This is a genomic window from Rhodopseudomonas sp. WA056, assembly GCF_010906995.1.
Classification (GTDB): Bacteria; Pseudomonadota; Alphaproteobacteria; order Rhizobiales; family Xanthobacteraceae; genus Rhodopseudomonas; species Rhodopseudomonas palustris_G.
This window is the reverse complement of sequence record NZ_QPFS01000076.1, coordinates 1-24,119: the sequence shown is the minus strand read 5'-3', so window position 1 is coordinate 24,119 and position 24,119 is coordinate 1. Positions and strand designations below refer to the sequence as shown.

At 65.8% G+C, this 24,119-nt stretch carries 19 protein-coding genes and 1 pseudogene; 9 read left to right on the top strand and 11 right to left on the bottom strand.

What is annotated here, in order from left to right:
- Positions 1 to 76: 76 nt before the first annotated feature.
- Genes DU475_RS15385 through cobS form a run of 4 tightly spaced genes read right to left on the bottom strand, consistent with a single transcriptional unit; the run spans position 77 to position 4,698 of the window.
- Positions 77 to 1,213 (bottom strand): esterase-like activity of phytase family protein, encoded by a 1,137-nt coding sequence (locus DU475_RS15385; protein ID WP_164632618.1) that lies wholly within the window; start codon positions 1,211 to 1,213, stop codon positions 77 to 79.
- Between the two features lie 23 nt (positions 1,214 to 1,236).
- Positions 1,237 to 3,138, bottom strand: a complete 1,902-nt coding sequence (cobT, locus tag DU475_RS15380; RefSeq protein WP_164632617.1) for a cobaltochelatase subunit CobT — start codon at positions 3,136 to 3,138, stop codon at positions 1,237 to 1,239.
- A 5-nt stretch (positions 3,139 to 3,143) separates the two neighbouring features.
- Positions 3,144 to 3,656, bottom strand: a complete 513-nt coding sequence (locus DU475_RS15375; RefSeq protein WP_013500365.1) for a DUF29 domain-containing protein — start codon at positions 3,654 to 3,656, stop codon at positions 3,144 to 3,146.
- Between the two features lie 46 nt (positions 3,657 to 3,702).
- Positions 3,703 to 4,698, bottom strand: a complete 996-nt coding sequence (gene cobS, locus DU475_RS15370; protein ID WP_013500366.1) for a cobaltochelatase subunit CobS — start codon at positions 4,696 to 4,698, stop codon at positions 3,703 to 3,705.
- A 276-nt stretch (positions 4,699 to 4,974) separates the two neighbouring features.
- Between cobS and DU475_RS15365 the strand changes: the two genes are divergently transcribed.
- On the top strand, positions 4,975 to 5,598 hold the full coding sequence (locus DU475_RS15365) for a DedA family protein (RefSeq protein WP_142883840.1): 624 nt from the start codon (positions 4,975 to 4,977) through the stop codon (positions 5,596 to 5,598).
- 118 nt (positions 5,599 to 5,716) lie between these two features.
- On the opposite strand, the gene DU475_RS15360 is transcribed toward DU475_RS15365, so the two are convergent.
- The gene (locus DU475_RS15360) at positions 5,717 to 6,361 is read right to left on the bottom strand and encodes a J domain-containing protein (RefSeq protein WP_013500368.1); all 645 of its coding nucleotides are present in this window, start codon (positions 6,359 to 6,361) and stop codon (positions 5,717 to 5,719) included.
- Positions 6,362 to 6,478: 117 nt separating this feature from the next.
- On the opposite strand from DU475_RS15360, the gene DU475_RS15355 reads away from it, so the two are divergent.
- The gene (locus DU475_RS15355) at positions 6,479 to 6,748 is read left to right on the top strand and encodes a BolA family protein (RefSeq protein WP_164632616.1); all 270 of its coding nucleotides are present in this window, start codon (positions 6,479 to 6,481) and stop codon (positions 6,746 to 6,748) included.
- A 94-nt stretch (positions 6,749 to 6,842) separates the two neighbouring features.
- Here the strand turns inward: DU475_RS15355 and DU475_RS15350 are convergent, their stop codons facing one another.
- From DU475_RS15350 to DU475_RS15340, 3 genes are read right to left on the bottom strand one after another with little or no spacing between them, the layout of a single operon-like run.
- The gene (locus DU475_RS15350; RefSeq protein WP_013500370.1) at positions 6,843 to 8,159 is read right to left on the bottom strand and encodes an HlyC/CorC family transporter; all 1,317 of its coding nucleotides are present in this window, start codon (positions 8,157 to 8,159) and stop codon (positions 6,843 to 6,845) included.
- 14 nt (positions 8,160 to 8,173) lie between these two features.
- Positions 8,174 to 9,322, bottom strand: coding sequence for a 3-dehydroquinate synthase (gene aroB, locus DU475_RS15345; RefSeq protein ID WP_013500371.1), 1,149 nt, complete (start codon positions 9,320 to 9,322; stop codon positions 8,174 to 8,176).
- Complete coding sequence (locus tag DU475_RS15340) at positions 9,319 to 9,936, bottom strand: shikimate kinase (RefSeq protein ID WP_047308142.1); 618 nt, start codon at positions 9,934 to 9,936, stop codon at positions 9,319 to 9,321. The genes aroB and DU475_RS15340 overlap by 4 nt, the downstream gene beginning before the upstream one ends.
- Positions 9,937 to 10,071: 135 nt before the next feature.
- Between DU475_RS15340 and DU475_RS15335 the strand changes: the two genes are divergently transcribed.
- The 5 genes from DU475_RS15335 (at position 10,072) to DU475_RS15315 (ending at position 14,972) form a co-directional block, all read left to right on the top strand.
- On the top strand, positions 10,072 to 10,218 hold the full coding sequence (locus DU475_RS15335; protein ID WP_013500373.1) for a hypothetical protein: 147 nt from the start codon (positions 10,072 to 10,074) through the stop codon (positions 10,216 to 10,218).
- A gap of 16 nt (positions 10,219 to 10,234) precedes the next feature.
- On the top strand, positions 10,235 to 11,251 hold the full coding sequence (xerD, locus tag DU475_RS15330) for a site-specific tyrosine recombinase XerD (RefSeq protein WP_164632615.1): 1,017 nt from the start codon (positions 10,235 to 10,237) through the stop codon (positions 11,249 to 11,251).
- Between the two features lie 112 nt (positions 11,252 to 11,363).
- Positions 11,364 to 11,987 carry a PadR family transcriptional regulator gene (locus tag DU475_RS15325; RefSeq protein WP_013500375.1) on the top strand — a complete coding sequence of 208 codons (624 nt, stop codon included), beginning with the start codon at positions 11,364 to 11,366 and terminating at the stop codon, positions 11,985 to 11,987.
- Between the two features lie 216 nt (positions 11,988 to 12,203).
- Positions 12,204 to 13,166, top strand: coding sequence for an acetyl-CoA carboxylase carboxyltransferase subunit alpha (locus DU475_RS15320; protein WP_041806973.1), 963 nt, complete (start codon positions 12,204 to 12,206; stop codon positions 13,164 to 13,166).
- A 372-nt stretch (positions 13,167 to 13,538) separates the two neighbouring features.
- A complete protein-coding gene (locus DU475_RS15315; RefSeq protein WP_164632614.1) occupies positions 13,539 to 14,972 on the top strand; it encodes a L,D-transpeptidase family protein in 1,434 nt (477 codons plus the stop codon).
- Between the two features lie 239 nt (positions 14,973 to 15,211).
- Here DU475_RS15315 and secA read toward each other — a convergent pair whose 3' ends face one another.
- A complete protein-coding gene (gene secA / locus DU475_RS15310; protein WP_013500378.1) occupies positions 15,212 to 18,052 on the bottom strand; it encodes a preprotein translocase subunit SecA in 2,841 nt (946 codons plus the stop codon).
- A 342-nt stretch (positions 18,053 to 18,394) separates the two neighbouring features.
- Here secA and DU475_RS15305 point away from each other — a divergent pair, with 342 nt between their 5' ends.
- A complete protein-coding gene (locus DU475_RS15305) occupies positions 18,395 to 19,312 on the top strand; it encodes a peptidylprolyl isomerase (RefSeq protein ID WP_013500379.1) in 918 nt (305 codons plus the stop codon).
- A gap of 92 nt (positions 19,313 to 19,404) precedes the next feature.
- Here the strand turns inward: DU475_RS15305 and mutS are convergent, their stop codons facing one another.
- Positions 19,405 to 22,128, bottom strand: coding sequence for a DNA mismatch repair protein MutS (gene mutS, locus DU475_RS15300; RefSeq protein ID WP_164632613.1), 2,724 nt, complete (start codon positions 22,126 to 22,128; stop codon positions 19,405 to 19,407).
- A gap of 162 nt (positions 22,129 to 22,290) precedes the next feature.
- Here mutS and pcaF point away from each other — a divergent pair, with 162 nt between their 5' ends.
- Positions 22,291 to 23,499 (top strand): 3-oxoadipyl-CoA thiolase, encoded by a 1,209-nt coding sequence (gene pcaF / locus DU475_RS15295; RefSeq protein ID WP_164632612.1) that lies wholly within the window; start codon positions 22,291 to 22,293, stop codon positions 23,497 to 23,499.
- Positions 23,500 to 23,661: 162 nt separating this feature from the next.
- Here pcaF and DU475_RS15290 read toward each other — a convergent pair.
- Positions 23,662 to 24,119 (bottom strand): annotated as a pseudogene (locus tag DU475_RS15290) (EmrB/QacA family drug resistance transporter); the annotation flags it as partial.

The window sequence follows — 24,119 nt, the reverse complement described above, 5'->3', positions numbered from 1 at the left end:
AATCTCGTGTCGATGTGTGCGTCACACGAACGGTGCCCGATTTGCCCGGCACGCTCCATGTTCAGGTTGTCCAGGCTCAATCCGGGATCAGGCTGAACTGCAGCAGCAGCGTTCGCTGCAGCATCGAGAAATTGTCGTCCGACAGCATCGTCAGCACGATCGCGCCCTCTTCATCGAGATGGACGTCGAGGGCCTCCATGTTGTCGATCTCATGGCCGAGATCGGCTTCAAAGATCGCGGGCCCGTCGACTGTTGCCCCTGGTACGATGGCGCGAAGCGCGATCCGCCGAATCCGAATATGGACGCCTTCGATCCAGGAGAATTTGCGCTCCAGGATCAGCAAGTCGCCGTCGGGCAGCAGCGCCGCGTCGGCGATGTCGTAGTTCGCGGTGCGATGGATCGCGAACTGGCCGGGCGTTCTGCCGCCGATCAGGAAGCCGATGGTGTTGCGCGCCGCATCCAGGCCCCGTTCCGAGACGGCGATCAGCGTCCCGCTGAGCGGATGTGGCCTCGGCACCATGACCAAGGCCTCGATACCCTTGTTGTTCGGGAGTTTGCGCAGCGCCGGCGGGATGGCGATCGGCTGCCCGCGGGATCGCACCCCGCCGTGGCCGAACTCGAATTTGACGATCTGGTTGACGCGCTCGAAGCCCACATAGGCGGTGCCGCCGTCGAACGCGAGCGACTCACTATCGTACCATTTTCGGGCGCGGAACGGTGCCCCATCGGCAGCCAGCAGCGGCGCGGCCTCGACGTCGGCAAGCCCGGTCATGACCGATCCGGCATAGACGATGCGGCCGGTGAACCAGGTTGCCTTATCGCTGATTGCGACGAAGCGTTCGCCGCGCGGATCGAGCCGTAGGCCGGATAGCCCGCCGAAGCCGCGGAAGGACGAGGTCAGGATCAGGCCGCTACGAAACTGCAGCACGCCGAACTGGCGGCGGGCACGGTCTCGCAGATCGAAATGCTCGATGGGGCGTGCTCGTACTTCGATCGAGCGAGGCGCCGGCGGCGTCAGTTCGTCGGCTCCTGGCTGTCTGCCCTGCGCCAGTGCGTTCGCCGGCGCGAACGACGCCAGCGCCGCGGCGGCGCCGAACGACAGGCCACCCGCGATCAGGCGGCGGCGCGTCGTGGCGCCGACGTCCGGTGGGGACGCGCACGCGTCGACCGTGTGGTCGCTCTGCTGTCCAGCATCGCCCCGCAGAGCGCTCATCGGCTCATCTCAGCCTGAAGCGCTCACGAATGCAGCCGGCGGCGATGCGGACCCGGCGCGGCGGCGGGCGCCGCGGTTTCGCTGAACAGCTCGGCGAGCTTTTCGGTGATCGCGCCGCCGAGTTCTTCCGCATCGACGATTGTAACAGCACGGCGATAGTAGCGCGTGACGTCGTGGCCGATGCCGATCGCGATCAGCTCGACCGGCGAGCGGGTCTCGATCTCCTCGATGATGTGGCGCAGATGCCGTTCGAGGTAGTTGCCGGGATTGACCGACAGCGTCGAATCGTCGACCGGAGCGCCGTCCGAGATCATCATCAGGATCTTGCGTTGCTCGGGGCGGCCGAGCAGCCGCTTGTGCGCCCAGTCCAGCGCTTCGCCGTCGATGTTTTCCTTGAGCAGGCCCTCGCGCATCATCAGCCCGAGGTTCTTGCGAGCCCGGCGCCACGGCGCGTCCGCCGACTTGTAGATGATATGGCGAAGGTCGTTGAGCCGGCCCGGGTTGGCCGGCTTGCCGGCAGCGAGCCAGGCCTCGCGCGATTGTCCGCCCTTCCAGGCACGCGTGGTGAAGCCGAGGATCTCGACCTTGACGCCGCAACGCTCCAGCGTGCGCGCCAGAATGTCGGCGCAGGTCGCCGCCACGGTGATCGGACGGCCGCGCATCGAGCCGGAATTGTCGAGCAGCAGCGTCACCACGGTGTCGCGGAAGGTTGCTTCCTTCTCGCTCATGAACGACAGCGGATGGAACGGGTCGATCACCACGCGCGACAGACGCGCCGGATCGAGAATGCCTTCTTCGAGGTCGAAGTCCCAGGCGCGGTTCTGCTGCGCCATCAGTCGGCGCTGCAGCCGGTTGGCGAGGCGGGCCACGATCCCCTGCAGATGCGCAAGCTGCTTGTCCAGATAGCTGCGCAGCCGCTCCAGTTCGTCGTGATCGCAGAGGTCTTCGGCGGCGACGATCTCGTCGAACTTTGGCGCGAAGGCGTGATATTCCGGGCCGCGCGGCTCGTTGGCGCCGCGATTGTGCGGCCGAGTCGCTTCGCCCGGCGTCTCGTCCTCGCCCATTTCGCAATCGTCGAAAGCGTCGGAGGCGGAGGCCTGAGCGCTTTCCATCTGGCTGTCGCTGACGTCGTCGGTGGTTGCCTCGGCCTGCTCCGCGCTCATTTCTTGCGCGGATTCGCCTTCCGGCTGCCCCTCGGCGCCGCCCTGGTCGTTTTCGCCTTCCTGCTTGTCGTCCTGGTTGTCTTCCTCGTCGGTCTCGGTGTCGCGGTCGTCACCGAGCTCGAGCGCGTCGAGCATGTCGTGGATCACATCGCCGAACTTCGCCTGATTTTCCGCGAAGCGTTCGAGCTGATCCAGCCGCGGCCCGAGCTTGTCTTCCAGCACCGGTCGCCACAAGTCGACCAGCTTCTTGGCGGCCGTGGGTGGCGCCAGCCCGGTCAGCCGTTCGCGCACCAGCATCGCCAGCGCGTCCGACAGCGGCGCGTCGGCACGGTCGGTGATTTCGTCGAACTTGCCGCGATGGAAATGATCGTCGAGCATCGCGGTGAGGTTCTTGGCGACGCCGGCCATCCGCCGCGCACCGAGCGCTTCGACCCGCGCCTGCTCGACCGCCTCGAACACGCCGCGCGCCTGCGGATTGCCCGGCATCAGTTTGCGATGCACTTTCGGATCGTGACAGGCGAGCTTCAGCGCGATCGAATCGGCGTGGCCGCGCACGATCGCAGCGTCGCGCTTGCTCATCTTCCGGGCCGGTTCGGGGAGCCGCGCCTTGCCCGGTGCAAGGCCTGGGCGCTCGGCCGCGAAGCTGACTTCCAGGTCCGGCGCCTTGGCGATCGCGCGCAAGCACGAGGTCACCGCGCGCTTGAACGGCTCGGTCGGTGCTTCCTTCGATCCGGTGCGGATTTTGGTGTTCTGGGTGGTCATGCTGATCAATGCCGGCGTGGTGATTGCAGTTCGTCGTGCTCGATCACGCGTTCTACGATGGCGCGCCAATCGTAGGGACAAGTCGCGGGAAAAGCCGTTTCGGTCAGTCCTGTTTCCTTCACGGCATCGTCCATAGCGTCCTCATAGGCCTCGGCGATCCCGTCGGATATGCGCGGCTGCAGGCTTGGGTTGTCCCGCAAGAGACGCCCAATCCGCCTGCGATGCTCCCGGACGGACAGCACCCAGCTCCGGGATCGCCGTTCCGGTTGATGGTCCCACTTCAGCAGATGCAACAGGACGACTCGGATGGCGCTTTGCAGCTTGTCGTACTCTGTCCTGCCCACGTCGCCCAACTCGTCCGCGATGTTGACTGCGTCGATTTCCGACAGCCGCCCCGCTTTGAGGAGAGCGACTTGATCCTGGACCCAGCCGTACAGATCTTCCCGGTGCCGCCGCGACGGCTTTGGCGTCGCCGGCTCGATCGGATCACTGCGCAGCTTCGACTTGGTCGTTGTCATCGCCTGCCTTCCGCCTCTCCTCGCGCGCAAGGAGAGGCTGTTGGGGTCAGCTCATCGCGATGTTGACCGAACTCTCCGGCAGCTCGGCGTTGAAGCAGCGCTGATAGAATTCCGCCACCAGCGGGCGCTCCAGCTCGTCGCATTTGTTGAGAAAGGTGACGCGGAACGCGAAACCGATGTCGCCGAAGATCTCGGCGTTCTCCGACCAGGTGATCACCGTGCGCGGGCTCATCACCGTCGACAGATCGCCGTTAGCGAAGGCGTTGCGGGTCAGATCGGCGAGCCGCACCATCTTGTTGACGGTGTCGCGGCCTTCGGCGTTCCGATAGTGCTTCGCCTTGGCGAGCACGATCTCGACTTCCTCGTCGTGCGGCAGATAGTTCAGCGTGGTGACGATCGACCAGCGGTCCATCTGGCCCTGATTGATCTGCTGCGTGCCGTGATACAGGCCGGAGGTGTCGCCGAGGCCGATGGTATTGGCGGTGGCGAACAGTCGGAACGCCGGATGCGGCTTGATGACCTTGTTCTGGTCGAGCAGCGTCAGTCGTCCGGAGATTTCCAGCACGCGCTGGATCACGAACATAACGTCGGGACGGCCGGCGTCGTATTCGTCGAACACCAGCGCGACATTGTGCTGCAGCGCCCAGGGCAGGATGCCGTCGCGGAATTCGGTGACCTGCTTGCCGTCGCGGACCACGATCGCGTCCTTGCCGACCAGGTCGATTCGGCTGATGTGGCTATCGAGGTTGACGCGGACGCACGGCCAGTTCAGCCGCGCCGCGACCTGCTCGATATGGGTGGATTTACCGGTGCCGTGGAAGCCGGTGACCATGACGCGGCGGTTCTTGGCGAAACCGGCCAGAATGGCGAGGGTGGTGGCGCGATCGAAGCGGTAATCCGGATCGACGTCCGGTACGTGGGGGTCGACCTCGGAATAGGCCGGAACTTCAAGATCGCTGTCGATGCCGAAGACCTGCCGGACCGACACGTTCATGTCGGGAAGGCCGGCGATCTCCGGAGCAGTGGTCGTAGCGGCGGTCATCAATCCTCCGTGGTCCCGGACGCGCCCGAAACCCGATCTTCGTGGTGGATGCGGTTGAGTGCGGAATTGAACCTAGCAGACAGCCGCGATCCGCAGAAGCCCGCCGCGCGATCAAAGTTCCGTCGATGTTTCATTGAGATAAGAGCGCGGCGCGGTTTTGGGAAGGCAGCGTTGCGAATCCGGCGGGCGAACCGGCAAGCCGCGCAACTTTTCAGCAGGTACAGGCGCCGTAAGCTTGCCGCCATCGTCGACCGATCAGCCGGAGCAAGACGCGCCTTGAGTTCATTCCTCGATTCGCTGGTCGCATTCGCTGCGGCCCATGCCGGCTGGGCCTATCTGGTGTTGTTCCTGGCTGCGCTGCTGGAAGCGGTACCGGTGCTTGGCTCGCTGGTGCCGGGCTCCACGGTGATTCTGGCGCTGAGCGCGCTGATTCCCGGTGGCGAGCTGAATCCGGTCGGCGTTCTTGCCTCGGCGATCGCCGGCGCGCTGATCGGCGACGGCGCCGCATACTGGACCGGCCACCGGGCGCAGCGCCGGATTCTCAGTGCCTGGCCGCTGTCGACCTATCCAGATCTGGTGGCGCGGGCCGAGAGCTTCTTCCGACGCTGGGGAGTCTGGGCGGTACTGTTCGGCCGCTTTGTTCCGCCGATCCGGGCGTTCGTGCCGGTCACCGCGGGTGCGCTGCAGATGACGCCGCAGCGCTTCTTCGCGGTCGACGTGCCGGCGATCCTGATCTGGGCGCCGGCTCACGTGCTGCCGGGCGTGCTGGCGGCCACCGTGCTCGAGCGCGACCATGCGACGCTGCATCATTGGCTGCCGGTGGTGGCCGGTGTCGCCGGAATGGCGGTGCTGGGCGTTTGGGCGTATCGGCGCCGGCGCTCCGGCACACAAGCCCGTTAGAGTAGAGAGCTTCGTCGATTGGTTGAAGCGGACCTGACCGTTCGGGAGCCCGCAGCCCGGATCCTGAGGATCGGGTGTGATCCTGATCCCGTCAAAAACAAACGGCCGTAGCGCCGCATCAGCTCCGGACCACCGTCTTCAGATAGTTGTAGGCCTTGATGATTTCGATCAGGCGGTCTTCGGTCGAGCGGTCGCCACCATTGGCGTCGGGGTGATGCTGTTTGACCAGCGCCTTGTACTTGGCCTTGACCACTTCGAGCGTAGCGTCGCTGTCCAGGCCCATCACCTGCAGCGCCTTGCGTTCGGCGTTGAACACCTTGCGCGGCTCGGCGCGCACCTCCTCGGCGGGATCAGGTCCGCGGCGCCGGCGGCGGCTGCCGGTGAATTCGTTGAACACGTTGAACGGATCGGCGGCGCCTTCGAGATCCTCGGGGCTGCGCGCGCGGCTGCGGGCACCGTTCTGCCCCATCTTCCAGGTCGGGCGATGGCCGGTCAGCGCGTCCTTCTGGTAGCGGGCGACGTCATCGGGATTCATCCCTTGAAAGAAATTATAGCCCTGGTTGAATTCCCGGACATGATTGAGACAGAAATGCCAATAGTCCTTTTCGTGGCCGCGCCCCTTCGGCGCGCGGTGCGCGGCGCGGCTGGTGCAGCCCGGCGCATCGCACATCCGCACCTGTTCGCGCGCGGCTTCGCGCGCCACTTCCGCGGCCCGCGGCTTGACGCGGATCTTGTCGAAGAATTTGGACGAGTCGATTGGCATGGGCGGACTTTGACTACGCAACGCTTCGGGCTTCAAGTCTTGACATTCCGAGCGCCCCCCGGGTTGATGCGTCGCAGACGTGTTTGACGAAATAACGGCCGACGGTGGGCATCGGGCATGGGCACTCAGGACTCTATCACGCAGAAGTTGCGCGAAGCTTTCACGCCGGAAAGCCTCGACGTCGTCGACGAATCCAATCTGCACGAAGGGCACGCGGGGCACGCCGGCCGCAGCGAGACTCATTTCCGGGTCAATATCGTGTCCGCCGCGTTCGCCGGCAAGAGCCGGCTCGATCGCCATCGCATGATCAACGAACTCCTCGCCGCGGAACTGACGGGCGGCGTCCACGCGCTGGCGATCAAGGCCAAGGCACCCGGCGAAGCCTGAAGCTCACACCCGGTCGAGCTGTTTCCATCGACGCGTCTTCTTCACGCGAACCGGCCTCCTCGTCGCTCGAAAATGCTCCGAGCGCAGCGCCGGCCTACGCCGATCCGGCCCGTGTCTTCCGGTTGCTCGTTTCGATCAGTTCGGCCTCGCCCTCGCGCGGCACCGGGGAGATGCGTAGTGCGGTGATGCGGTTGCGCTCGCGGCGCAGCACGCGAAACCGGAATCCGTGGAAGGTGAAATTCTGGCCGCGCTCCGGAATCGACCGTGCCTCGTGGATCACAAGGCCGGCGACGGTGGTGGCTTCCTCGTCCGGCAGGTTCCAGTCCATCGCGCGGTTGAGGTCGCGGATCGGCACCGAGCCGTCGACCACGACCGAGCCGTCCGGCTGGGTACGGACGCCTGCGACCACGACGTCGTGTTCGTCGGAAATATCACCGACGATTTCCTCGAGGATGTCCTCGAGTGTCACCATGCCTTCGACTTCGCCGTATTCGTCGACCACCAGCGCGAAGTGAGTCTTGCGGGTGCGGAACGCCTTGAGCTGTTCCGAGACCGGGCGCATTTCCGGTACGAACCACGGCGGAAGCGCGATCTTGCCGACCTCGATCTTGGATGCGTCGCCGTCGGCGGCGCGCAAAGCACGCAGCAGATCCTTGGCGTGCAGCACGCCCATGATGTTCTCCGGCTTGTCGCGCCAAAGCGGAATCCGGGTGTATTCGGTGGCCAGAACCTCGCGGACCAATTCGTCGGGCGGCAGGTCTGCGTTGACCATCACCATCTCGGTGCGGTGAACCATCACGTCGGAGACCTGCAACTCATTGAGGTCGAGCAAGCCGCCGAACATGTCGCGATCGTGCTTGGCGACGCCGCCCTCGTGGTGAATCAGCTCGACCGCGCCGCGCAGCCGTTCGGTTGCCGACAGCAGCGACTGGTTGGCGCCGAGCTTGATGCCGAGCAGCCGCATCAGCACACGCACCAGGGCCTCGATCACCACGAGCACGGGACCGAGCACCAGCACCATCAGCCGCATCGGCTTGGCGACCAACAGTGCGAAGCGATCCGGTGCCGAGATCGCGATGGTCTTCGGCATCACCTCGGCGAAGATCACCACCAGCGCGGTCATCACCGCGGTGGCGTAGAGCACGCCCAGCTCGCCGAACCATGCGGTGAACAGGCCGGTCGCCAGCGCGGACGCGCCGATATTGAAGACGTTGTTGCCGAGCAGCAGCGCGCCGATCATCCGCTCGCGCATCCCCAGGAGCCGGCCGACGATGCCGGCGTTGCTGCTACCCTGCTTGGCCAGCCGCATCATGTTGGCGCGCGAGGCTGCCGTCAGTGCGGTCTCGCTGGCCGAGAAGAACGCCGAGCCGAACAGGCAGGCGATCACGATGCCGAACGTGACCCACTCCATGAGGTCGCGCTCGCTCACGATCTGTGCGCGAGCTGGCTGGCGAGGAAGTCGCGCACCGGCGCAGGCTCGACCTTGTTGGCGATCACCGCGCGGCCGATGCCTTCCATCAGGATGAAGGTGAGTTCGCCGCGCTTGACCTTCTTGTCTTGCGCCATCAGCGCCATCAACTGGTCGGCGTCGGCAAGGCCTTCCTGGATGAAGCCGGCAATGTCCTGCAGCCGCGTCGGCAGGCCGACGTCGGCGAGATGCTTGGCCAGCCGCTGCGCGTCGGCCGCCGGCATCATGCCGCGCTCGACGGAGAATTCCGCTGCCAGCACCATGCCGATTGCCACGCCCTCGCCGTGGAATAGCCGGTCCGAGAATCCGGTCGCAGCTTCCAGCGCGTGGCCGAAGGTGTGGCCAAGATTGAGCAGCGCGCGGTCGCCGGTCTCGCGTTCGTCGCGGGCGACGATCGCGGCCTTGGCCCGGCACGAGGTGGCCACCGCGTGCTCGCGCGCGGCGCCGCCGCTGAACAGCTCGGCATGGTTGGCTTCGAGCCAGGCGAAAAACGCCTCGTCGCCGAGCGCGCCGTATTTCGCCACTTCGGCATAGCCGGCGCGGAATTGCCGCGGCGACAGCGTATCGAGGATTGCGGTGTCGGCCAGCACCAGCACCGGCTGATGGAACGTGCCGATCAGGTTCTTGCCCTGCGGCGAGTTGATGCCCGTCTTGCCGCCAACCGAGGAGTCGACCTGCGCCAGCAGTGAGGTCGGAACCTGCACGAAATCGACGCCGCGGCGCAGCAGCGAGGCCGAGAAGCCGGCAAGATCGCCGATCACGCCGCCGCCGAGCGCGATCACCAGATCATTGCGCTCGATCTTGGCGGCGATCAGCGCCTCGCACACCTGCTGGAGCCCCGCATAGCTCTTGGAGCTTTCGCCTTCGCCGACGATCACCGAGGCATGTGCGATGCCGGCCTGGTCGAGCACCTCTTCGGCGCGTTTCAGCCAGGTCTTCGCCACAGTGCGATCGGTGACGATCGCGGTGCGTGCGCCGGGGCGCAGCTTGGCGATCCGTTCGCCCAGCGAGGCGATCACGTCGCGGCCGATCACGATGTCATAGGCGCGGTCGCCGAGGGCGACTTCGACGGTGATCGGGGCGGAGTGTTTCTGCGGGGCGTTCATGAAGTCTCGCTCATGGTTGGGGCGGGCGCGCCGCATAGATAGTGGTGGAGCGCGGCGACGCATTCGTCGACGATCTTCTCGTGTGGCACGTCGCGCGATGCGATGGTGATGTCGGCTTCGCGATACAGCGGATAGCGCTCGGCAATCAGCCGGGCGATGGTGCCGGCCGGATCGGGGGTCTTCAGCAACGGGCGATCAGCACGGCGCTTGACCCGTCGCAGGATCACGTCGGCCTCTGCTTCCAGCCACAGCGAGATTGCCTTGTCGCGAATCCGGTCACGCGTCTCCTCGCGCATGAATGCACCGCCGCCGGTCGCCAGCACCTTGGTGCCGCCGTCCAGCAGCCGGGCGATCACCCGCGCCTCGCCGTCGCGGAAATGCGGCTCGCCGTGGGTCTGGAAGATCTCCGGAATGGTCATCGCCGCGGCCGTTTCAATCTCGGTGTCGGCATCGAGAAACGGCAGCCCGAGCCGTAGCGCCAGACGCCGTCCGACGGTGGATTTGCCAGCACCCATCATGCCGATGAGCACGACCGGGCGATCGCCCAGCGCCGCGACGATCGCGGCTTCCTCGGGCGACCTGCCGGCAGCAGCCGTCGGTACGGTTTCAGACATTCGCGGCATCCGTGGGACTGAAAGGGCCAGCTATACTACCCCGGTCGCCGCACAGGCCAGTGTCTCTTGCAAGGACTCGGCGAACATGGTCGTAGTCCCCCCGTCCGATTGCAACGCCGCCACCGAGATCCGCGCATGCCCACCTTGTTTCGGTTCCTCACGGTGATCGCCGTGGTCGGCGGTATCATATACGGGACGATCTTTGTGCTGGCGCATTTCGTCAGCCCGAACACCCGGGAAATGACCGTGACCATCCAGCCGGACAAGTTTCTCAAGAAATAGACGCTAGGTTGGTCGGATGCGACGACCGCGAACCATCTCCAGGACCGCCGTGCAGCCCGAGTCGGAAGCTCAGGCCGCTCCGCTCCGCCCGACCTCGTATTCCGACGCCGGGCTGACCGAGCTGTTCCTCGACATGATCGCGGCCGAGCAGGGCGCCTCCGCCAACACGCTCGACGCCTATCGGCGCGATCTGGCCGACCTGTCGCACTTTCTCTCCCGCCGCCGGCTCCGCATCGGGGCTGCCGACACCGCGGCGCTGCGCGGCTATCTGGCGGACCTCGACAAGCGGGGCTTCGCCACTTCCAGCGTTGCCCGTCGGCTGTCGGCGCTGCGGCATTTGTTCCGGTTTCTGCTCAGCGAACGGATTCGCGCCGACGATCCGGCCGCGATCCTGGCCGGGCCGAAGCGCGGTCGCAGCCTGCCCAAGGTGCTGTCGATTGCCGATGTCGACCGGCTGCTCGCTTGCGCCCGCCAGGAGGCCGACGCCGCAGAGGGAGCCGCGCGGCTGCGTGCGGCCCGGCTGAATTGTCTGCTCGAAGTGCTGTACGCGACCGGCCTGCGTGTCTCCGAGCTGATGGCGCTGCCACTGTCGGCGGCCCGGCGCGACGCCCGGATTATCGTGGTGCGCGGCAAGGGCGACAAGGAACGGCTGGTGCCGCTCAATGCCGGCGCCAAGCAGGCGATGGCGCGTTATCTCGAAGAAGTCGCGGCTGTCGCCAAAGACCCCAAGGGCGCCTCCTCGAAATGGCTGTTTCCGTCCTTCGGCGACAGCGGACATCTCACCAGGCAGCATTTTGCAAGGGATCTGAAGGATTTGGCAGCACGCGCCGGGCTGTCGCCGCGGCTGGTCAGTCCACACGTGCTGCGCCACGCCTTCGCCAGCCATTTGCTGCACAACGGCGCCGATCTGCGCATCGTGCAAACGCTGCTCGGCCACAGCGATATCTCGACCACCCAGATCTACACCCACGTGGTCGAGGAGCGTTTGAAGAGTCTGGTGCGCGACCTGCACCCTTTGTCCAACCGGTCCTGACTAGACGGACCGACGGGCCTGTCTTGTGGGTCCAAGATATATCATGGACGATCTTGACGTGGTCCGTTGATGATATATCTTGAGTGCATCTTAAACGATGAGGCTGACGCGAATGTTTGGGTTTCACAAAGAGATGCAGTTTCCTGGCCGGCACGGCCGTTCCGGCCGCGGTCACGGCCATCATGCGCAGGCGTTCCACGCTGGACCGCGCCGGGGCGGCGGATGGGAGGACGAGATCGGCGGGGTCGGTCATCCCGGACATGGTCGCCGGGGCGGCGGTCGGCGGATGTTCGATGGCAGCGAATTGCGGCTGCTGCTGCTCAAGCTGATCGCTGACAAGCCCCGTCACGGTTACGATCTGATCCGGGCGATCGAAGAGCGCACCGGCGGTGCCTATGCGCCGAGTCCGGGTATCGTCTATCCGACGCTGACGATGCTCAGCGAAATGGGATTGATCGAAGAGCAGCTCACCGAAGGCGCTCGCAAGCAGTTCGCCGCGACGGCGGAGGGCGCCGCGCATCTCGCCGCCCACGCCGCCGAACTCGCCGCGATCATCGCCCGGCTCGATGCGTTGGGCGCGATGCGCGAGCGGATCGATGCGGCTCCAGCCCGGCGTGCGATGCAAAATCTGCGCAGCGTGCTGCAGAACCGCCTTGGCGAAGGTCTCGACAAGGCCAAGCTGCACGAAGCGGTGGCCCTGATCGATGAGGTCGCCAGCCGGATCGAGCGGCTGTAATCATCAAGCCGTGAGGCGGTGCCGGCGGCGGATCGGCCCGCCATGCCGGCCGTCGGGCTCATGCTCGTGTCGCCCGGCGACGCGACGCATTCGCATCCGCCGCGCCGGTGGATGCGAAGCGCGGCTTGTCCCATCCGCTTGACTTGGCTCCCGGATGGCTTGAAAAGCCGGGCGGCCCCTATCGGCCGCAGCTTTCCTCCCCATATCGCTCTAGTCATGTCCGGGCCCATGCGCAGCTATCTCGACTTCGAAAAGCCGGTGGCGGAACTCGATTCCAAGATCGACGAACTGCGGACGCTTGCGGCCTCAGGCAGCGACATCCACGAGGAAGTCGAGAAGATCGAGGAGAAGGCGCAGCAGGCGCTGCACGATCTCTACGCCGCGCTGACGCCCTGGCAGAAGACTCAAGTGGCTCGCCATCCGCAGCGGCCGCATTGCGTCGACTACATCGAAGCGCTGATCACCGAATTCACCCCGTTGGCCGGCGACCGCAAGTTCGGCGATGACGAGGCGCTGGTCGGCGGCTTCGGCCGCTTCCGCGGCGAAAGCGTCTGCGTGATCGGCCAGGAGAAGGGGTCGACCACGGAGAGCCGGCTACGGCACAATTTCGGCATGGCGCGGCCGGAAGGCTATCGCAAGGCGGTGCGGCTGATGGAAATGGCCGACCGGTTCGATCTGCCGGTGCTGTCGCTGGTCGACACCGCGGGCGCCTATCCGGGCATCGGCGCCGAAGAGCGCGGTCAGGCCGAGGCGATCGCGCGTTCGACTGAGGCCTGCCTGCAGCTCGGCGTGCCCAATGTCGCCGTAGTGATCGGCGAAGGCGGCTCCGGCGGTGCGATCGCGATCGCCACCGCCAACAAGGTGCTGATGCTGGAGCACGCGGTGTACAGCGTGATCTCGCCGGAAGCGGCGTCTTCGATCCTGTGGCGTGACGGCACCAAGGCTCAGGAGGCGGCGAACTCGATGAAGATCACCGCCCAGGACCTGCTGAAGTTCGGGGTGATCGACCAGATTCTCGCCGAGCCGAAGGGCGGCGCCCATCGCGATCCGGCGGCGATGATCGCCACGGCGGGCGACGCCATCGCGGCGGCTTTCGCCGAGCTGAAGGGGCAGGGCCGCGATGCGATCCGCGCTCATCGCCGGCAGAAATTCCTCGACATCGGCCGAAAACTGGCCTGATCGCGTCCTCGCTGCGAGGGGTCGACGAATTGGTCAAATCTTAACCAAGTCAGCGGCGCTGGTGCGAATTTCGGCGGTCGGCCGCAGTTTCGCCGCGGCCCGGCGATTCAATGTTCCTTGACCATGATGTCTGGAGCGCCCCATCGCTGCCCTCATCGGCTTGCGACCCCAAGGGCTTAAGGATAATCTTGTAACAATTCCGCGGTGCCGAGGCCTTGGCGCCGATGGCTTGCAGAGTTTGGTAAATGCGAACGGTCGAATCCGCTGGAAGTCGCAAGATTTTCGGTCGTGGATGCGCTGTCGCGGAAGCTGGACGGCCGGGGTGACTCGAATGTGGGGTGCGGGTTGGCCTGTCGTCGGGGGAGCTTCGTGGTGACGAAAAGCCCGCTTGTACGCGCGTTGCTTGTGACGGCTGCGCTGGCGACGATGCCGCTGCTCGCCGGCTGCAACAGCGATCAGATGGCGCTGGCGACCAATGCAAAGGCCAGCCAGCCGGTGCCGCCCAAGTTGGTTGCGGCGATGCAGGAAAAGAACATGGACCTGCAGTCGCCGATCCTGGTGCGGCTGTTCAAGCAGGAAGCCGAACTCGAGGTCTGGAAGCAGGACCGAACCGGCGTCTTTCAATTGCTGAAATCCTATCCGATCTGCCGCTGGTCCGGCGATCTGGGTCCGAAGATCCGCGAAGGCGACCGGCAGGCGCCCGAAGGGTTCTATTCGATCTCTCCGGGTCAGATGAACCCGCAGTCCTCGTACTATCTGTCGTTCAACACCGGCTATCCGAACGCATTCGACAAATCGCTCGGTCGAACCGGCTCGCAACTGATGGTGCACGGCGACTGCTCGTCGCGCGGCTGCTACGCGATGACCGACGAGCAGATCGCAGAGATCTACGCGCTCGGGCGCGAGTCGTTCTTCGGCGGCCAGCGCGCCTTCCAGCTCCAGGCCTATCCGTTCAAGATGACGCCGGCCAATTTCGCCAAGCATCGCAACAATCCGAACATGCCGTTCTGGAAGATGCTGAAGCAGGGCTACGACCATTTCGAAGTGACGCGGCAGGAGCCCAAGGTCGATTTCTGCGAGCAGAAGTACGTGTTCGACGCGGCGCCGCCGCCGGGCTCGACCAAGCCGTTGCAGTTCAACGCCTCGGCCAAATGTCCGGCCTACGAGGTGCGTCCCGACATCGCCCAGGCGGTGCGCGAGAAGGACAGGCAGGACAGCGTCAAGATCGCCGAGCTGATCGCCAAGGGGACGCCGGTGGCGCGCCTCAATACCGGCATCGACGGCGGCATGAACCACGTGTTCGCATCGAAGATTCCCGAGGCCTCGACCGGCCTGTCCGACACGCCCGAATCGACTACGCTGGCGTCGTTCGATCGTGCGCCCGGCACGATCCCGCCGACCGTCAACCCGCCGCGTCCGTCCGACAATCTGCTGATTGCAGCTCCGGCTGAATCGAGCGGAGGCGCTGCGAAGGCGCGTGTCGCCTCGGCGTCCAAGGACGATATCGGCAGTCTGCTCGCCGGCAGCCACAAGCCCGGCAACGAGTCGGCCACGTCCGCCCGGCCGGTGCCGTCGGCACCGGTCAGCACCGCGACGCGCCACGAGCCAGCGCCGCGTCCGCAAGGCGCCGCGCCGAAGGCTTCCGAGACCAAGCAGGCCGCTGCGTCACGTCCGCCGTTGAAGCCGAGCGTCGATGCCGCCGAAACCACCTCGTCGGCCTCAGCCAGGCCGTCCGGTATGATCTCCGGCGGCGCCCCGGTGGTTTCGTCGAATTCGTTCGACAGCCGCTTCTCGGCGTTCCGCTGAGGCGGCGCGCTCTTTCTGCGGAGAGCTATCATTCAGTCATTCCGGGGCGCAGGCGCAGCCTGCGAACCCGGAAATCTCGCCGTTCGGGACCCCAGCAGGATTTCAACAATCCCGTGATTCCGGGTTCGCGCAGCGTTGCTGCGCGCCCCGGAATGACCGCTGCGGGTTCGAATTCCAGACAGCAAAATGCCCGGCCTGAGGCCGGGCATTGCGAGTGTCCTGATCAGGCCTGCAGCTCTTTACGCGTAGCGGCCGTGGCAGTGCTTGTACTTCTTGCCGGAGCCGCAGGGGCAGTCCTCGTTGCGGCCGACCTTGCCCCAGGTCTCCGGCTTGTTCGGATCCCGAGCGGCCTTGTCGGCCGCCTGGGCCGGAGCAAGCGAGACGCTGGCAAGCGCCATTTCGTCTTCGCCCGTATCGGGGTCCATTTTATGGACCTCCATCGGCGGCAGCTCCTGCGGCTGATCCGGCGGAATGATCTCGACCCGCATCAGTTGTGCGGTCACCGCCTCGCGCAGGTGTGAGCTCATCTCCTGGAAGAGATTGAACGCTTCGGATTTGTACTCCTGCAGCGGATCGCGCTGGCCGTAGCCGCGCAGGCCGATCACCTGGCGCAGATGGTCGAGCATCACCAGATGCTCGCGCCACAGATGGTCGAGCGTCTGCAGCAGGATGCTCTTTTCGGCGTAGCGCATCACGTCGGTGCCCCACTGCCCGACCTTGGCGGCCATGTGCTCGTCGAACACCCGCTCCAGCCGGGTCATCAGCTCCTCGTCGGCGATGCCTTCTTCCTTCGCCCATTCGTCGACCGGAATGTCGAAGCCGACCACGCGCTGCAATTCCGCCTTCAGTCCGGCGACGTCCCACTGCTCGGCATAAGCGTGCTCGGGCACGTACTTGGAAACCAGATCCTCGATATAGGTGTGGCGCATGTCGGTGACCGTCTCGGCCACGCTGTCTTCTTTCATCAGCTCGACGCGCTGGTCGAAGATCACCTTGCGCTGGTCGTTCTGGACGTCGTCGAACTTCAAGAGGTTCTTGCGGATGTCGAAGTTGCGCGCCTCGACCTTCTGCTGCGCCTTTTCCAGCGCCTTGTTGATCCAGGGATGGATGATCGCCTCGCCTTCCTTCAGGCCGAGGCGGGTCAGCATGGTGTCGAGCTTGCCCGATCCGAAGATCCGCATCAGGTCGTCTTCCAGCGACAGGAAGAACTTGGAGCGACCCGGGTCGCCCTGACGTCCGGAACGGCCGCGGAGCTGGTTGTCGATGCGGCGGCTTTCGTGGCGCTCCGAGCCGATAATATACAGACCGCCGGGGCGTTTGGCGGTCTTGGCCGGCTTGTTGCCCTTGGCGGGCTCGATCTCGATCTCGTCCTCGGCGTTCAGCACCATGGTGCGGAAGCGCTCGATGTCGGCCTTGATCTCGGCAATCTTCGCCGCCTTCTCGGCTTCGTCGGTGATGTGCGCGGCTTCCTGCTGAATCCGCATCTCCAGCGATCCACCGAGTTTGATGTCGGTGCCGCGACCCGCCATGTTGGTGGCGATGGTGATCGCGCCCGGCACGCCGGCTTCGGCGACGATATAGGCTTCCTGTTCATGGAAGCGCGCGTTCAGCACTGCGAACAGCTTTGCCGGCTTGCCCGCGCGCGCCGCCGCATACAGCTTGTCCATTCCCTTCGGGTCGGTGAAGTCGATCTGCTTGTAGCCGTTCTTCTTCAGATACTCGGCCAGCACCTCGGACTTTTCGATCGAGCCTGTACCGACCAGCACCGGCTGCATCCGCTTGTTGGCGCGCTCGACCTCGGCGAGGATCGCGGCGTATTTCTCTCCCTGGGTACGATACACCTCGTCGTCTTCGTCGAGACGGGCGATCGGCAGGTTGGTCGGGATCTCGACCACTTCGAGCTTGTAGATGTCGAAGAACTCGTCGGCCTCGGTGGCCGCCGTACCGGTCATGCCGCCGAGCTTGTCGTACATCCGGAAATAGTTCTGGAAAGTGATCGAAGCGAGCGTCTGGTTTTCCGGCTGGACGGTGACGTGCTCCTTGGCTTCCAGCGCCTGGTGCAGGCCTTCGGAATAGCGCCGGCCCTGCATCATGCGGCCGGTGAACTCGTCGATGATCACCACCTCGTCGTTGCGAACGATGTAGTCCTTGTCGCGGTGGAACAGGGCGTGGGCGCGCAGCGCCTGGTTGACATGGTGCACTACCGAGACGTTCTCGATATCGTAGAGCGACTCGCCCCGGAGCTGGCCGGCGTCACGCAGCAGCGTCTCGATCTTCTCCATACCGCCTTCGGTCAGCGTCACGGTGCGCTGCTTCTCGTCGACGTCGTAATCCGACTTGTCGAGCCGCGGGATGAAGGTGTCGATGGTGTTGTAGAAGTCCGAACGGTCGTCCAGCGGGCCGGAGATGATCAGCGGGGTGCGGGCTTCGTCGATCAGGATCGAGTCGACTTCGTCGACGATCGCGAAATGATGCCCGCGCTGGACCATGTCCTCCAGCCGGTACTTCATGTTGTCGCGCAGATAATCGAAGCCGTATTCGTTGTTGGTGCCGTAGGTGATGTCGCAGGCATAGGCGGCCTGGCGCTGGCTGTCGTCGAGACCGTGCACGATCACGCCGGTGGTCATGCCGAGGAAGCCGTAAATCTGGCCCATCCAGCCGGAGTCGCGGGTGGCGAGGTAGTCGTTGACTGTGACGACATGCACGCCCTTGCCCGGCAGCGCGTTGAGATAGACCGCGAGGGTGGCGACCAGCGTCTTGCCTTCGCCGGTCTTCATTTCGGCGATGTCGCCCTCGTGCAGCACCATGCCGCCGATCAACTGCACGTCGAAATGGCGTTGGCCCAGCGTGCGCTTGGCCGCCTCGCGGACGGTGGCGAAGGCAGGGACTAGGAGGTCGTCGAGAGTCTTGCCGGCGGCCAGCTCGGCGCGGAATTCGGCCGTTCGGGCGCGCAGCGCCTCGTCCGAAAGCTTGGACAATTCCGGCTCGAGCGCATTGATTGCGGCGACCCGCGACTGGTAACCCTTGACCCTGCGGTCGTTAGCGGAGCCGAAGAGTTTGCGGGCGAACGCGCCGATCATGCCAGCTTCCTGTTGTTGCGGTGTGACTTCGCAGCCGTAATGCCGTTCGCTCGAGCCACTATCAACTCATCGTGACGCTCGGGCACCTATCAGAATACAGGTGCTCGCGCGAAATGATTGGTAATCCAGCAATCCGAGGGCCGGCTGCTCGGGGCGCGGTCGCGCGACGACCGCCCGACCCGAGCCTGTGGCGGCACAGATATGGCTGGGCCTGGGGGTTGTCAACGCGCCGACCTTTCAGGGATTTCATCATTTTGACAGAGTTTTCGCGTTGCCAAGGTGCCGCGATTGGGTGACTCTCCGGGCGCCCCGACACCCCGGCTTTCAAGACAAGGATTTTCCATGACACCTGCGTCCAACGCAGTCTCATCCGGCCTGCGCGCCGGCCTCCTCAGCGCGGCTGTGACAGGTTGTCTCGCATTTGCGCTGCTGGCCGCCCCCGCGGTGCGCGCCGAAGATGCCAACCCGGTCCTCGCCAAGGTCAACGGTGCCGAAATCCGCCAGAGCGACGTCGATCTCGCCGAGCAGGAGCTCGGCCCGAGCCTCGCCCAGATGGATCCGGCGAGCAAGAAGGAAAACGTGCTCGCCTTCCTGATCGACATGAAGATCGTCGCCAAGGCTGCCGAGGACAAGAAGATCCAGGACAGCGCCGATTTCAAGAAACGGCTGGATTTCGCCCGCAATCGCCTGCTCATGGACGACGTGCTCGCCGCCGAGGGCAAGGCCGCGACCACCGACGAGGCGATGAAGAAGGTCTACGAGGAGGCCGCCAAGCAGATTTCCGGCGAGCAGGAAGTCCACGCGCGGCACATTCTGGTCGAGACCGAGGACGAGGCCAAGGCGGTCGCCGAGGAGCTGAAGAAGGGCGCCGATTTCGCCGAGCTGGCGAAGAAGAAGTCCAAGGATCCGGGCGCGTCGGATGGCGGCGATCTCGGCTTCTTCACCAAGGACCAGATGGTGCCGGAATTCTCCGCGGTGGCGTTTGCGCTGGAGCCGGGCAAGATCTCGGACCCGGTGAAGAGTCAGTTCGGCTGGCACATCATCAAGGTCGAAGAAAAGCGCAACCGTAAGCCGCCGAGCTTCGACCAGGTCAAGGCTCAGATCGAGCAGTACGTCGCCCGCAAGGCGCAGTCGGATTACGTCAGCAAGCTGCGCCAGGCCGCCAAGGTGGAGCGGATGGACCAGGCGCCGGCGAAGCCGGACGCGGCCAAACCGGCGGATGCCGCCAAACCGGCCGCCCCGGCGCCGGCGAAGAAGTAACATTTTCAAAGAGTTATTTGTTGAAATGGCCGGGGCTCGCCCCCGGCCATTTTGCTGTCCGTCCCGATTGAGCGCCTGACGCAGGCCGGACGTCAGTTTGCGCTCGGCAGCTTGGCCTTGAGCGCATACAGCGCGTCGAGCGCTTCGCGCGGAGTCATCTCGTCGGGGTGTAGCGCCTTGACCGCCTCGATCAAAGGCTCCGCCTCGCTCGGCGGGGCGGCTTCGGCCGGCGCGAGGGCGGTAATGGCGAACAGCGGCAGGTCGTCGATCAGCGTCTTTGGCTGGCCGCGATCGTTGGCCTCCAGCTTGGCCAATACCGTCTTGGCCCGCGCCACGACGCTCGCCGGCAGGCCGGCGAGCTTAGCGACCTGGATGCCGTAGGAGCGGTCGGCCGAGCCCGGCAGCACTTCGTGCAGGAATACGACCTCGCCGCGCCATTCCTTGACCCGCACCGTGGCGTTGAACAGCCGCGGCAGCTTGGCCGACAGCGCGGTCAGCTCGTGGTAGTGCGTCGCGAACAGCGCGCGGCAACGATTCTGTTCGTGCAGATGCTCGATCGCCGCCCAGGCGATCGATAGGCCGTCGAAGGTCGCGGTGCCGCGGCCGATCTCGTCGAGGATCACCAGCGCCCGTTCGGACGCCTGGTTCAGGATGGCGGCGGTCTCGACCATCTCGACCATGAAGGTGGAGCGGCCACGGGCGAGGTCGTCGGCGGCGCCGACGCGGGAGAACAGCCGGTCGACGATGCCGATCCGGGCCCGGCTCGCCGGCACGAAGCTGCCGACCTGGGCGAGCAGCGCGATCAGCGCGTTCTGACGCAGGAAGGTCGATTTACCGGCCATGTTCGGGCCGGTCAGAAGCCAGATCTGGCCGCTCTTTTGCGCCGGGCCGGGCGACAGGTCGCAGGCATTGGCGATGAACGGCTCGCCGGCCTTGTTCAGTGCCTGCTCGACCACCGGATGCCTGCCGCCTTCGATCGCGAACGACAGCGAGTCGTCGACTTCGGGCCGGACGTAGTTGTCGTCGGATGCGAGCTTGGCCAGCGCGGTGGCGACGTCGAGCAGCGCGAACGCATGCGCGGCGGCGCGCAGGTCGTCGCCGGCGGCATCGATCAATGCGCTGAGGCGGTCGAAGATTTCCAGCTCGAGCCCGAGCGCGCGATCGCCGGCATTGGCGATCTTGGCCTCGATCTCGCCGAGTTCGGCGGAGGTGAAGCGGACCTGCCCGGCCAGCGTCTGGCGATGGATGAAGGTGGCGTTCAGCGGCGGCGCCATCAATTTTTCGCCGTGCTGCGCCGAGACTTCGACGAAGTAGCCCAGCACATTGTTGTGCCGGATCTTCAGCGTCTTGATGCCGGTGTCGTCGGCGTAGCGCGCCTGCATCGACGCCACCACCAGACGCGAGGCGTCGCGCAGCTTGCGGGTCTCGTCGAGCGCCGGCTCGTAGCCGTCGCGCACGAAGCCGCCGTCGCGCTTCAATAGCGGCAGATCGTCGGCGAGCGCGCGGCCGAGCTCGGCGCACAGCTCGCGCGAGGGGCGCTGCAGCGCCGCGATCGCGGCCGAGATTTCCTGCGGCGGCGTGGCGAGCTGGCCGAGCTGCGTCAGCACCTCGTCGGCGGCGCGGATGCCGTCGCGCAAGTTCGCCAGGTCGCGCGGGCCGCCGCGGCCGAGCGACAGCCGCGCCAGTGCGCGCGCCATGTCGGGCGCCGCGCGGAGCGAGCTGCGGATCTGTTCGCGAAGCCCGGAATCTGCCGCGAAAGCCTCGACCGCATCGAGCCGGCGCGCGATCGCAGCCGCATCGGTCAGCGGCGCGGCGAGCCGCTGCGCCAGCAGCCGCGACCCGGCGGCGGTGACGGTGCAATCGATCGCGTCGAGCAGCGAGCCGCGGCGCTCGCCGGCGAGCGTCCGGGTGAGTTCGAGATTGGCCCTGGTCGCCGGGTCGATCGCCATCGTGGTGCCGGATGCTTCGCGCGCTGGCGGCGACAACGGCGGGCGTTTGCCGAGCTGGGTGCGGTCGACATAGGTGACGCAGGCCGCCGCCGCGGTCGCCTCCAGCCGTGACAACGCGGCGAGGCCGTCCATGGTGGCGACGGCGAAGTAATCGCACAGCCGCCGCTCGGCGGTGGCTGAATCGAACACGTCGCGGGTCAGCGGCGTGACGGCGGCGAGCTCGCGCAGGGTCGGGGCGAGTTCAGTGTCGCTATAGAGCGCGTCCGGCACGATCGCTTCGTTCGGATTGATCCGCGCCAGCGTCGCGGCGAGTTCGCCGGTCGAACACTCGGTGACGCAGAACTCACCGGTCGAGATGTCGATCCAGGCGAGACCGATGCGGTCGGCACCGGACGAGCCGCGCGTGCGGGCGATCGCCAGCAGATAGTTGTTGGCGCGGGCGTCGAGCAGGGTGTCTTCGGTCAGCGTGCCGGGCGTGATCAGCCGCACCACGTCCCGCCGCACCACGCTTTTGCGGGCGCGGGCCGCCGCCGGATCCTCGGTCTGTTCGCACACCGCGACACGGTGGCCGAGTGCGATCAGCCGGTGCAGATAATCGTCGGAGCGCTCCACCGGCACGCCGCACATCGGAATGTCGGCGCCGAGATGCTTGCCGCGCTTGGTCAGCGTGATGCCGAGCGCGCGCGAGGCGATCTCGGCGTCCTCGAAGAACAGCTCGTAGAAATCGCCCATCCGGTAGAACAGGAGCAGGCCCGGATTGGCGGCCTTGATCTCGTGGTACTGCTCCATCATCGGCGACATTTTGGCCGGCGCCTCGGCGGGCAATGCGGGTTCGGGCGGCGGAGCGATGTCGGGTCGGAAGGTCATGGCCGATGCATAGCAAAATTCGCCCCGGGCTTCCTACCGCGCGGCGCCGGCCATGCACGGGTTTCGCGTATGCCGCGCACATTGACCGCGCCCGGCCGGCTTCCTACAACTCGCCCCCAAGTCCGGCACTCAGCCCGGGTCATGCCAACAAGGGAGAATCTGATGGCCGACGTGTTCATCTGCGACGCTGTGCGCACCCCGATCGGCCGGTACGGTGGGTCGCTCGCCAAGGTTCGGACCGACGATCTCGCGGCGGTGCCGATCAAGGCGCTGATGGCCAGGCACCCCGACATGGACTGGAGCGCGGTCGACGAGGTGTTCTTCGGCTGCGCCAACCAGGCCGGCGAGGACAACCGCAACGTCGCCCGGATGGCGGCGCTGCTGGCGGGCCTGCCGGATTCGGTGCCCGGTCAGACCCTGAACCGGCTGTGCGCCTCCGGGCTCGATGCGGTCGGCGCGGCAGGCCGTGCGATCCGCGGCGGCGAAATCGATCTGGCGATCGCCGGCGGCGTCGAGTCGATGACCCGCGCGCCGTTCGTGCAGGGCAAGGCGACCGAAGCATTCGCCCGCACCGCCGACATTTTCGACACTACGATCGGCTGGCGCTTCATCAATCCGCTGATGAAGCAGCAATACGGCGTCGATTCGATGCCGGAGACCGGCGAGAACGTCGCCGAGGAGTTCCAGATCTCGCGCGCCGACCAGGACGCGTTCGCGATCCGCTCCCAGCAGCGCGCCGGTGCGGCGATCGCGGCCGGCTACTTCGCCGAGGAGATCGCGCCGGTGACGTATTCGGGCGGCAAGGCCGGCCCGATCACCGTCGACAAGGACGAACATCCGCGCCCCGAAACCACGCTCGAAGGCCTCGCCAAGCTGAAGCCGATCGTGCGCAATCCGGGCACCGTCACGGCCGGCAACGCCTCCGGTGTCAATGACGGCGCCGCCGCGTTGCTGATCGCATCCGCCGCGGCGGTGAAGAAATACGGCCTGACGCCGCGCGCCAAAATCCTCGGCCTCGCTTCGGCGGCGGTGCCGCCGCGGATCATGGGCATCGGCCCGGTGCCGGCCACCAGGAAGCTGATGGAGCGGCTCGGGCTGAAGATCAGCGACTTCGATCTGATCGAGCTGAACGAAGCGTTCGCCTCTCAGGGCATCGCCTGCATGCGCCAGCTCGGCGTCCAAGACGACGCCGACTTCGTCAATCCGCACGGCGGCGCGATCGCGCTCGGCCACCCGCTCGGCATGAGCGGCGCTCGTCTGGCGCTGACCGCGGTGCACGGCCTGGAGAAGCGCGGCGGCAAGCTCGCGCTCGCCACGATGTGCGTCGGCGTCGGCCAGGGCGTCGCGATGGCGATCGAGAAGGTGAACTAAGGATCACCCGGTCATTCCGGGGCGCTCACGCCAGTGAGCGAACCCGGAATCCCGTGTACATCACCTCGGGATTCCGGATCGCCGCTGCGCGGCGTCCGGAATGACGGCCTTGTTCAATTGCTGGGCCCCTCGGCCTCTTCCGGCGTGGGGGAGCTGAACAAGCTACTCCATCACCGCCGCATGATCCGCTGCGGCTTCGCCCTGCTTGCGCAGCGCGGCCTTGGTCGAGCCGATGATGATTGCCATCGGCACCGAGGCGGCGGTCAGGAACATCACCATCGCGTAGTCGTGCGAGAACGCGATGATCTGCGCCTGCATGGTGACGATCGCGTCGATCATCGCCTTGCCGGTGGTGGTCGACAGGTCGATCATGCCGGTGACGTTCGGCATCTGGAGCGCGTCGTTGAACGGGTTGATATGCTCGGACAGGATGGCGTGTGCCGTGGTGGTGCCCGACGACAGCTTGGCGATCACCACCGAGATCCCGACCGAGCTGGCGACGTTGCGCACCAGCGTCAGCATGGCGGTGCCGTCGGTGCGCAGATGTCCTGGCAGCGTCATGAACGCCACCGTCGACAGCGGCACGAATACCAGGCCGAAGCCGAAGCCCTGGATGATGC

What these genes read in the sequence shown, in the direction of transcription:
- DU475_RS15385 (WP_164632618.1), bottom strand. Translation starts at nt 1,213, where the DNA reads ATGAGCGCTCTGCGGGGCGATGCTGGACAGCAGAGCGACCACACGGTC.
- cobT (WP_164632617.1), bottom strand. Translation starts at nt 3,138, where the DNA reads ATGACCACCCAGAACACCAAAATCCGCACCGGATCGAAGGAAGCACCG.
- DU475_RS15375 (WP_013500365.1), bottom strand. Translation starts at nt 3,656, where the DNA reads ATGACAACGACCAAGTCGAAGCTGCGCAGTGATCCGATCGAGCCGGCG.
- cobS (WP_013500366.1), bottom strand. Translation starts at nt 4,698, where the DNA reads ATGACCGCCGCTACGACCACTGCTCCGGAGATCGCCGGCCTTCCCGAC.
- DU475_RS15360 (WP_013500368.1), bottom strand. Translation starts at nt 6,361, where the DNA reads ATGCCAATCGACTCGTCCAAATTCTTCGACAAGATCCGCGTCAAGCCG.
- DU475_RS15355 (WP_164632616.1), top strand. Translation starts at nt 6,479, where the DNA reads ATGGGCACTCAGGACTCTATCACGCAGAAGTTGCGCGAAGCTTTCACG.
- DU475_RS15350 (WP_013500370.1), bottom strand. Translation starts at nt 8,159, where the DNA reads ATGGAGTGGGTCACGTTCGGCATCGTGATCGCCTGCCTGTTCGGCTCG.
- aroB (WP_013500371.1), bottom strand. Translation starts at nt 9,322, where the DNA reads ATGAACGCCCCGCAGAAACACTCCGCCCCGATCACCGTCGAAGTCGCC.
- DU475_RS15340 (WP_047308142.1), bottom strand. Translation starts at nt 9,936, where the DNA reads ATGTCTGAAACCGTACCGACGGCTGCTGCCGGCAGGTCGCCCGAGGAA.
- DU475_RS15335 (WP_013500373.1), top strand. Translation starts at nt 10,072, where the DNA reads ATGCCCACCTTGTTTCGGTTCCTCACGGTGATCGCCGTGGTCGGCGGT.
- xerD (WP_164632615.1), top strand. Translation starts at nt 10,235, where the DNA reads ATGCGACGACCGCGAACCATCTCCAGGACCGCCGTGCAGCCCGAGTCG.
- DU475_RS15325 (WP_013500375.1), top strand. Translation starts at nt 11,364, where the DNA reads ATGTTTGGGTTTCACAAAGAGATGCAGTTTCCTGGCCGGCACGGCCGT.
- DU475_RS15320 (WP_041806973.1), top strand. Translation starts at nt 12,204, where the DNA reads ATGTCCGGGCCCATGCGCAGCTATCTCGACTTCGAAAAGCCGGTGGCG.
- secA (WP_013500378.1), bottom strand. Translation starts at nt 18,052, where the DNA reads ATGATCGGCGCGTTCGCCCGCAAACTCTTCGGCTCCGCTAACGACCGC.
- DU475_RS15305 (WP_013500379.1), top strand. Translation starts at nt 18,395, where the DNA reads ATGACACCTGCGTCCAACGCAGTCTCATCCGGCCTGCGCGCCGGCCTC.
- mutS (WP_164632613.1), bottom strand. Translation starts at nt 22,128, where the DNA reads ATGACCTTCCGACCCGACATCGCTCCGCCGCCCGAACCCGCATTGCCC.
- pcaF (WP_164632612.1), top strand. Translation starts at nt 22,291, where the DNA reads ATGGCCGACGTGTTCATCTGCGACGCTGTGCGCACCCCGATCGGCCGG.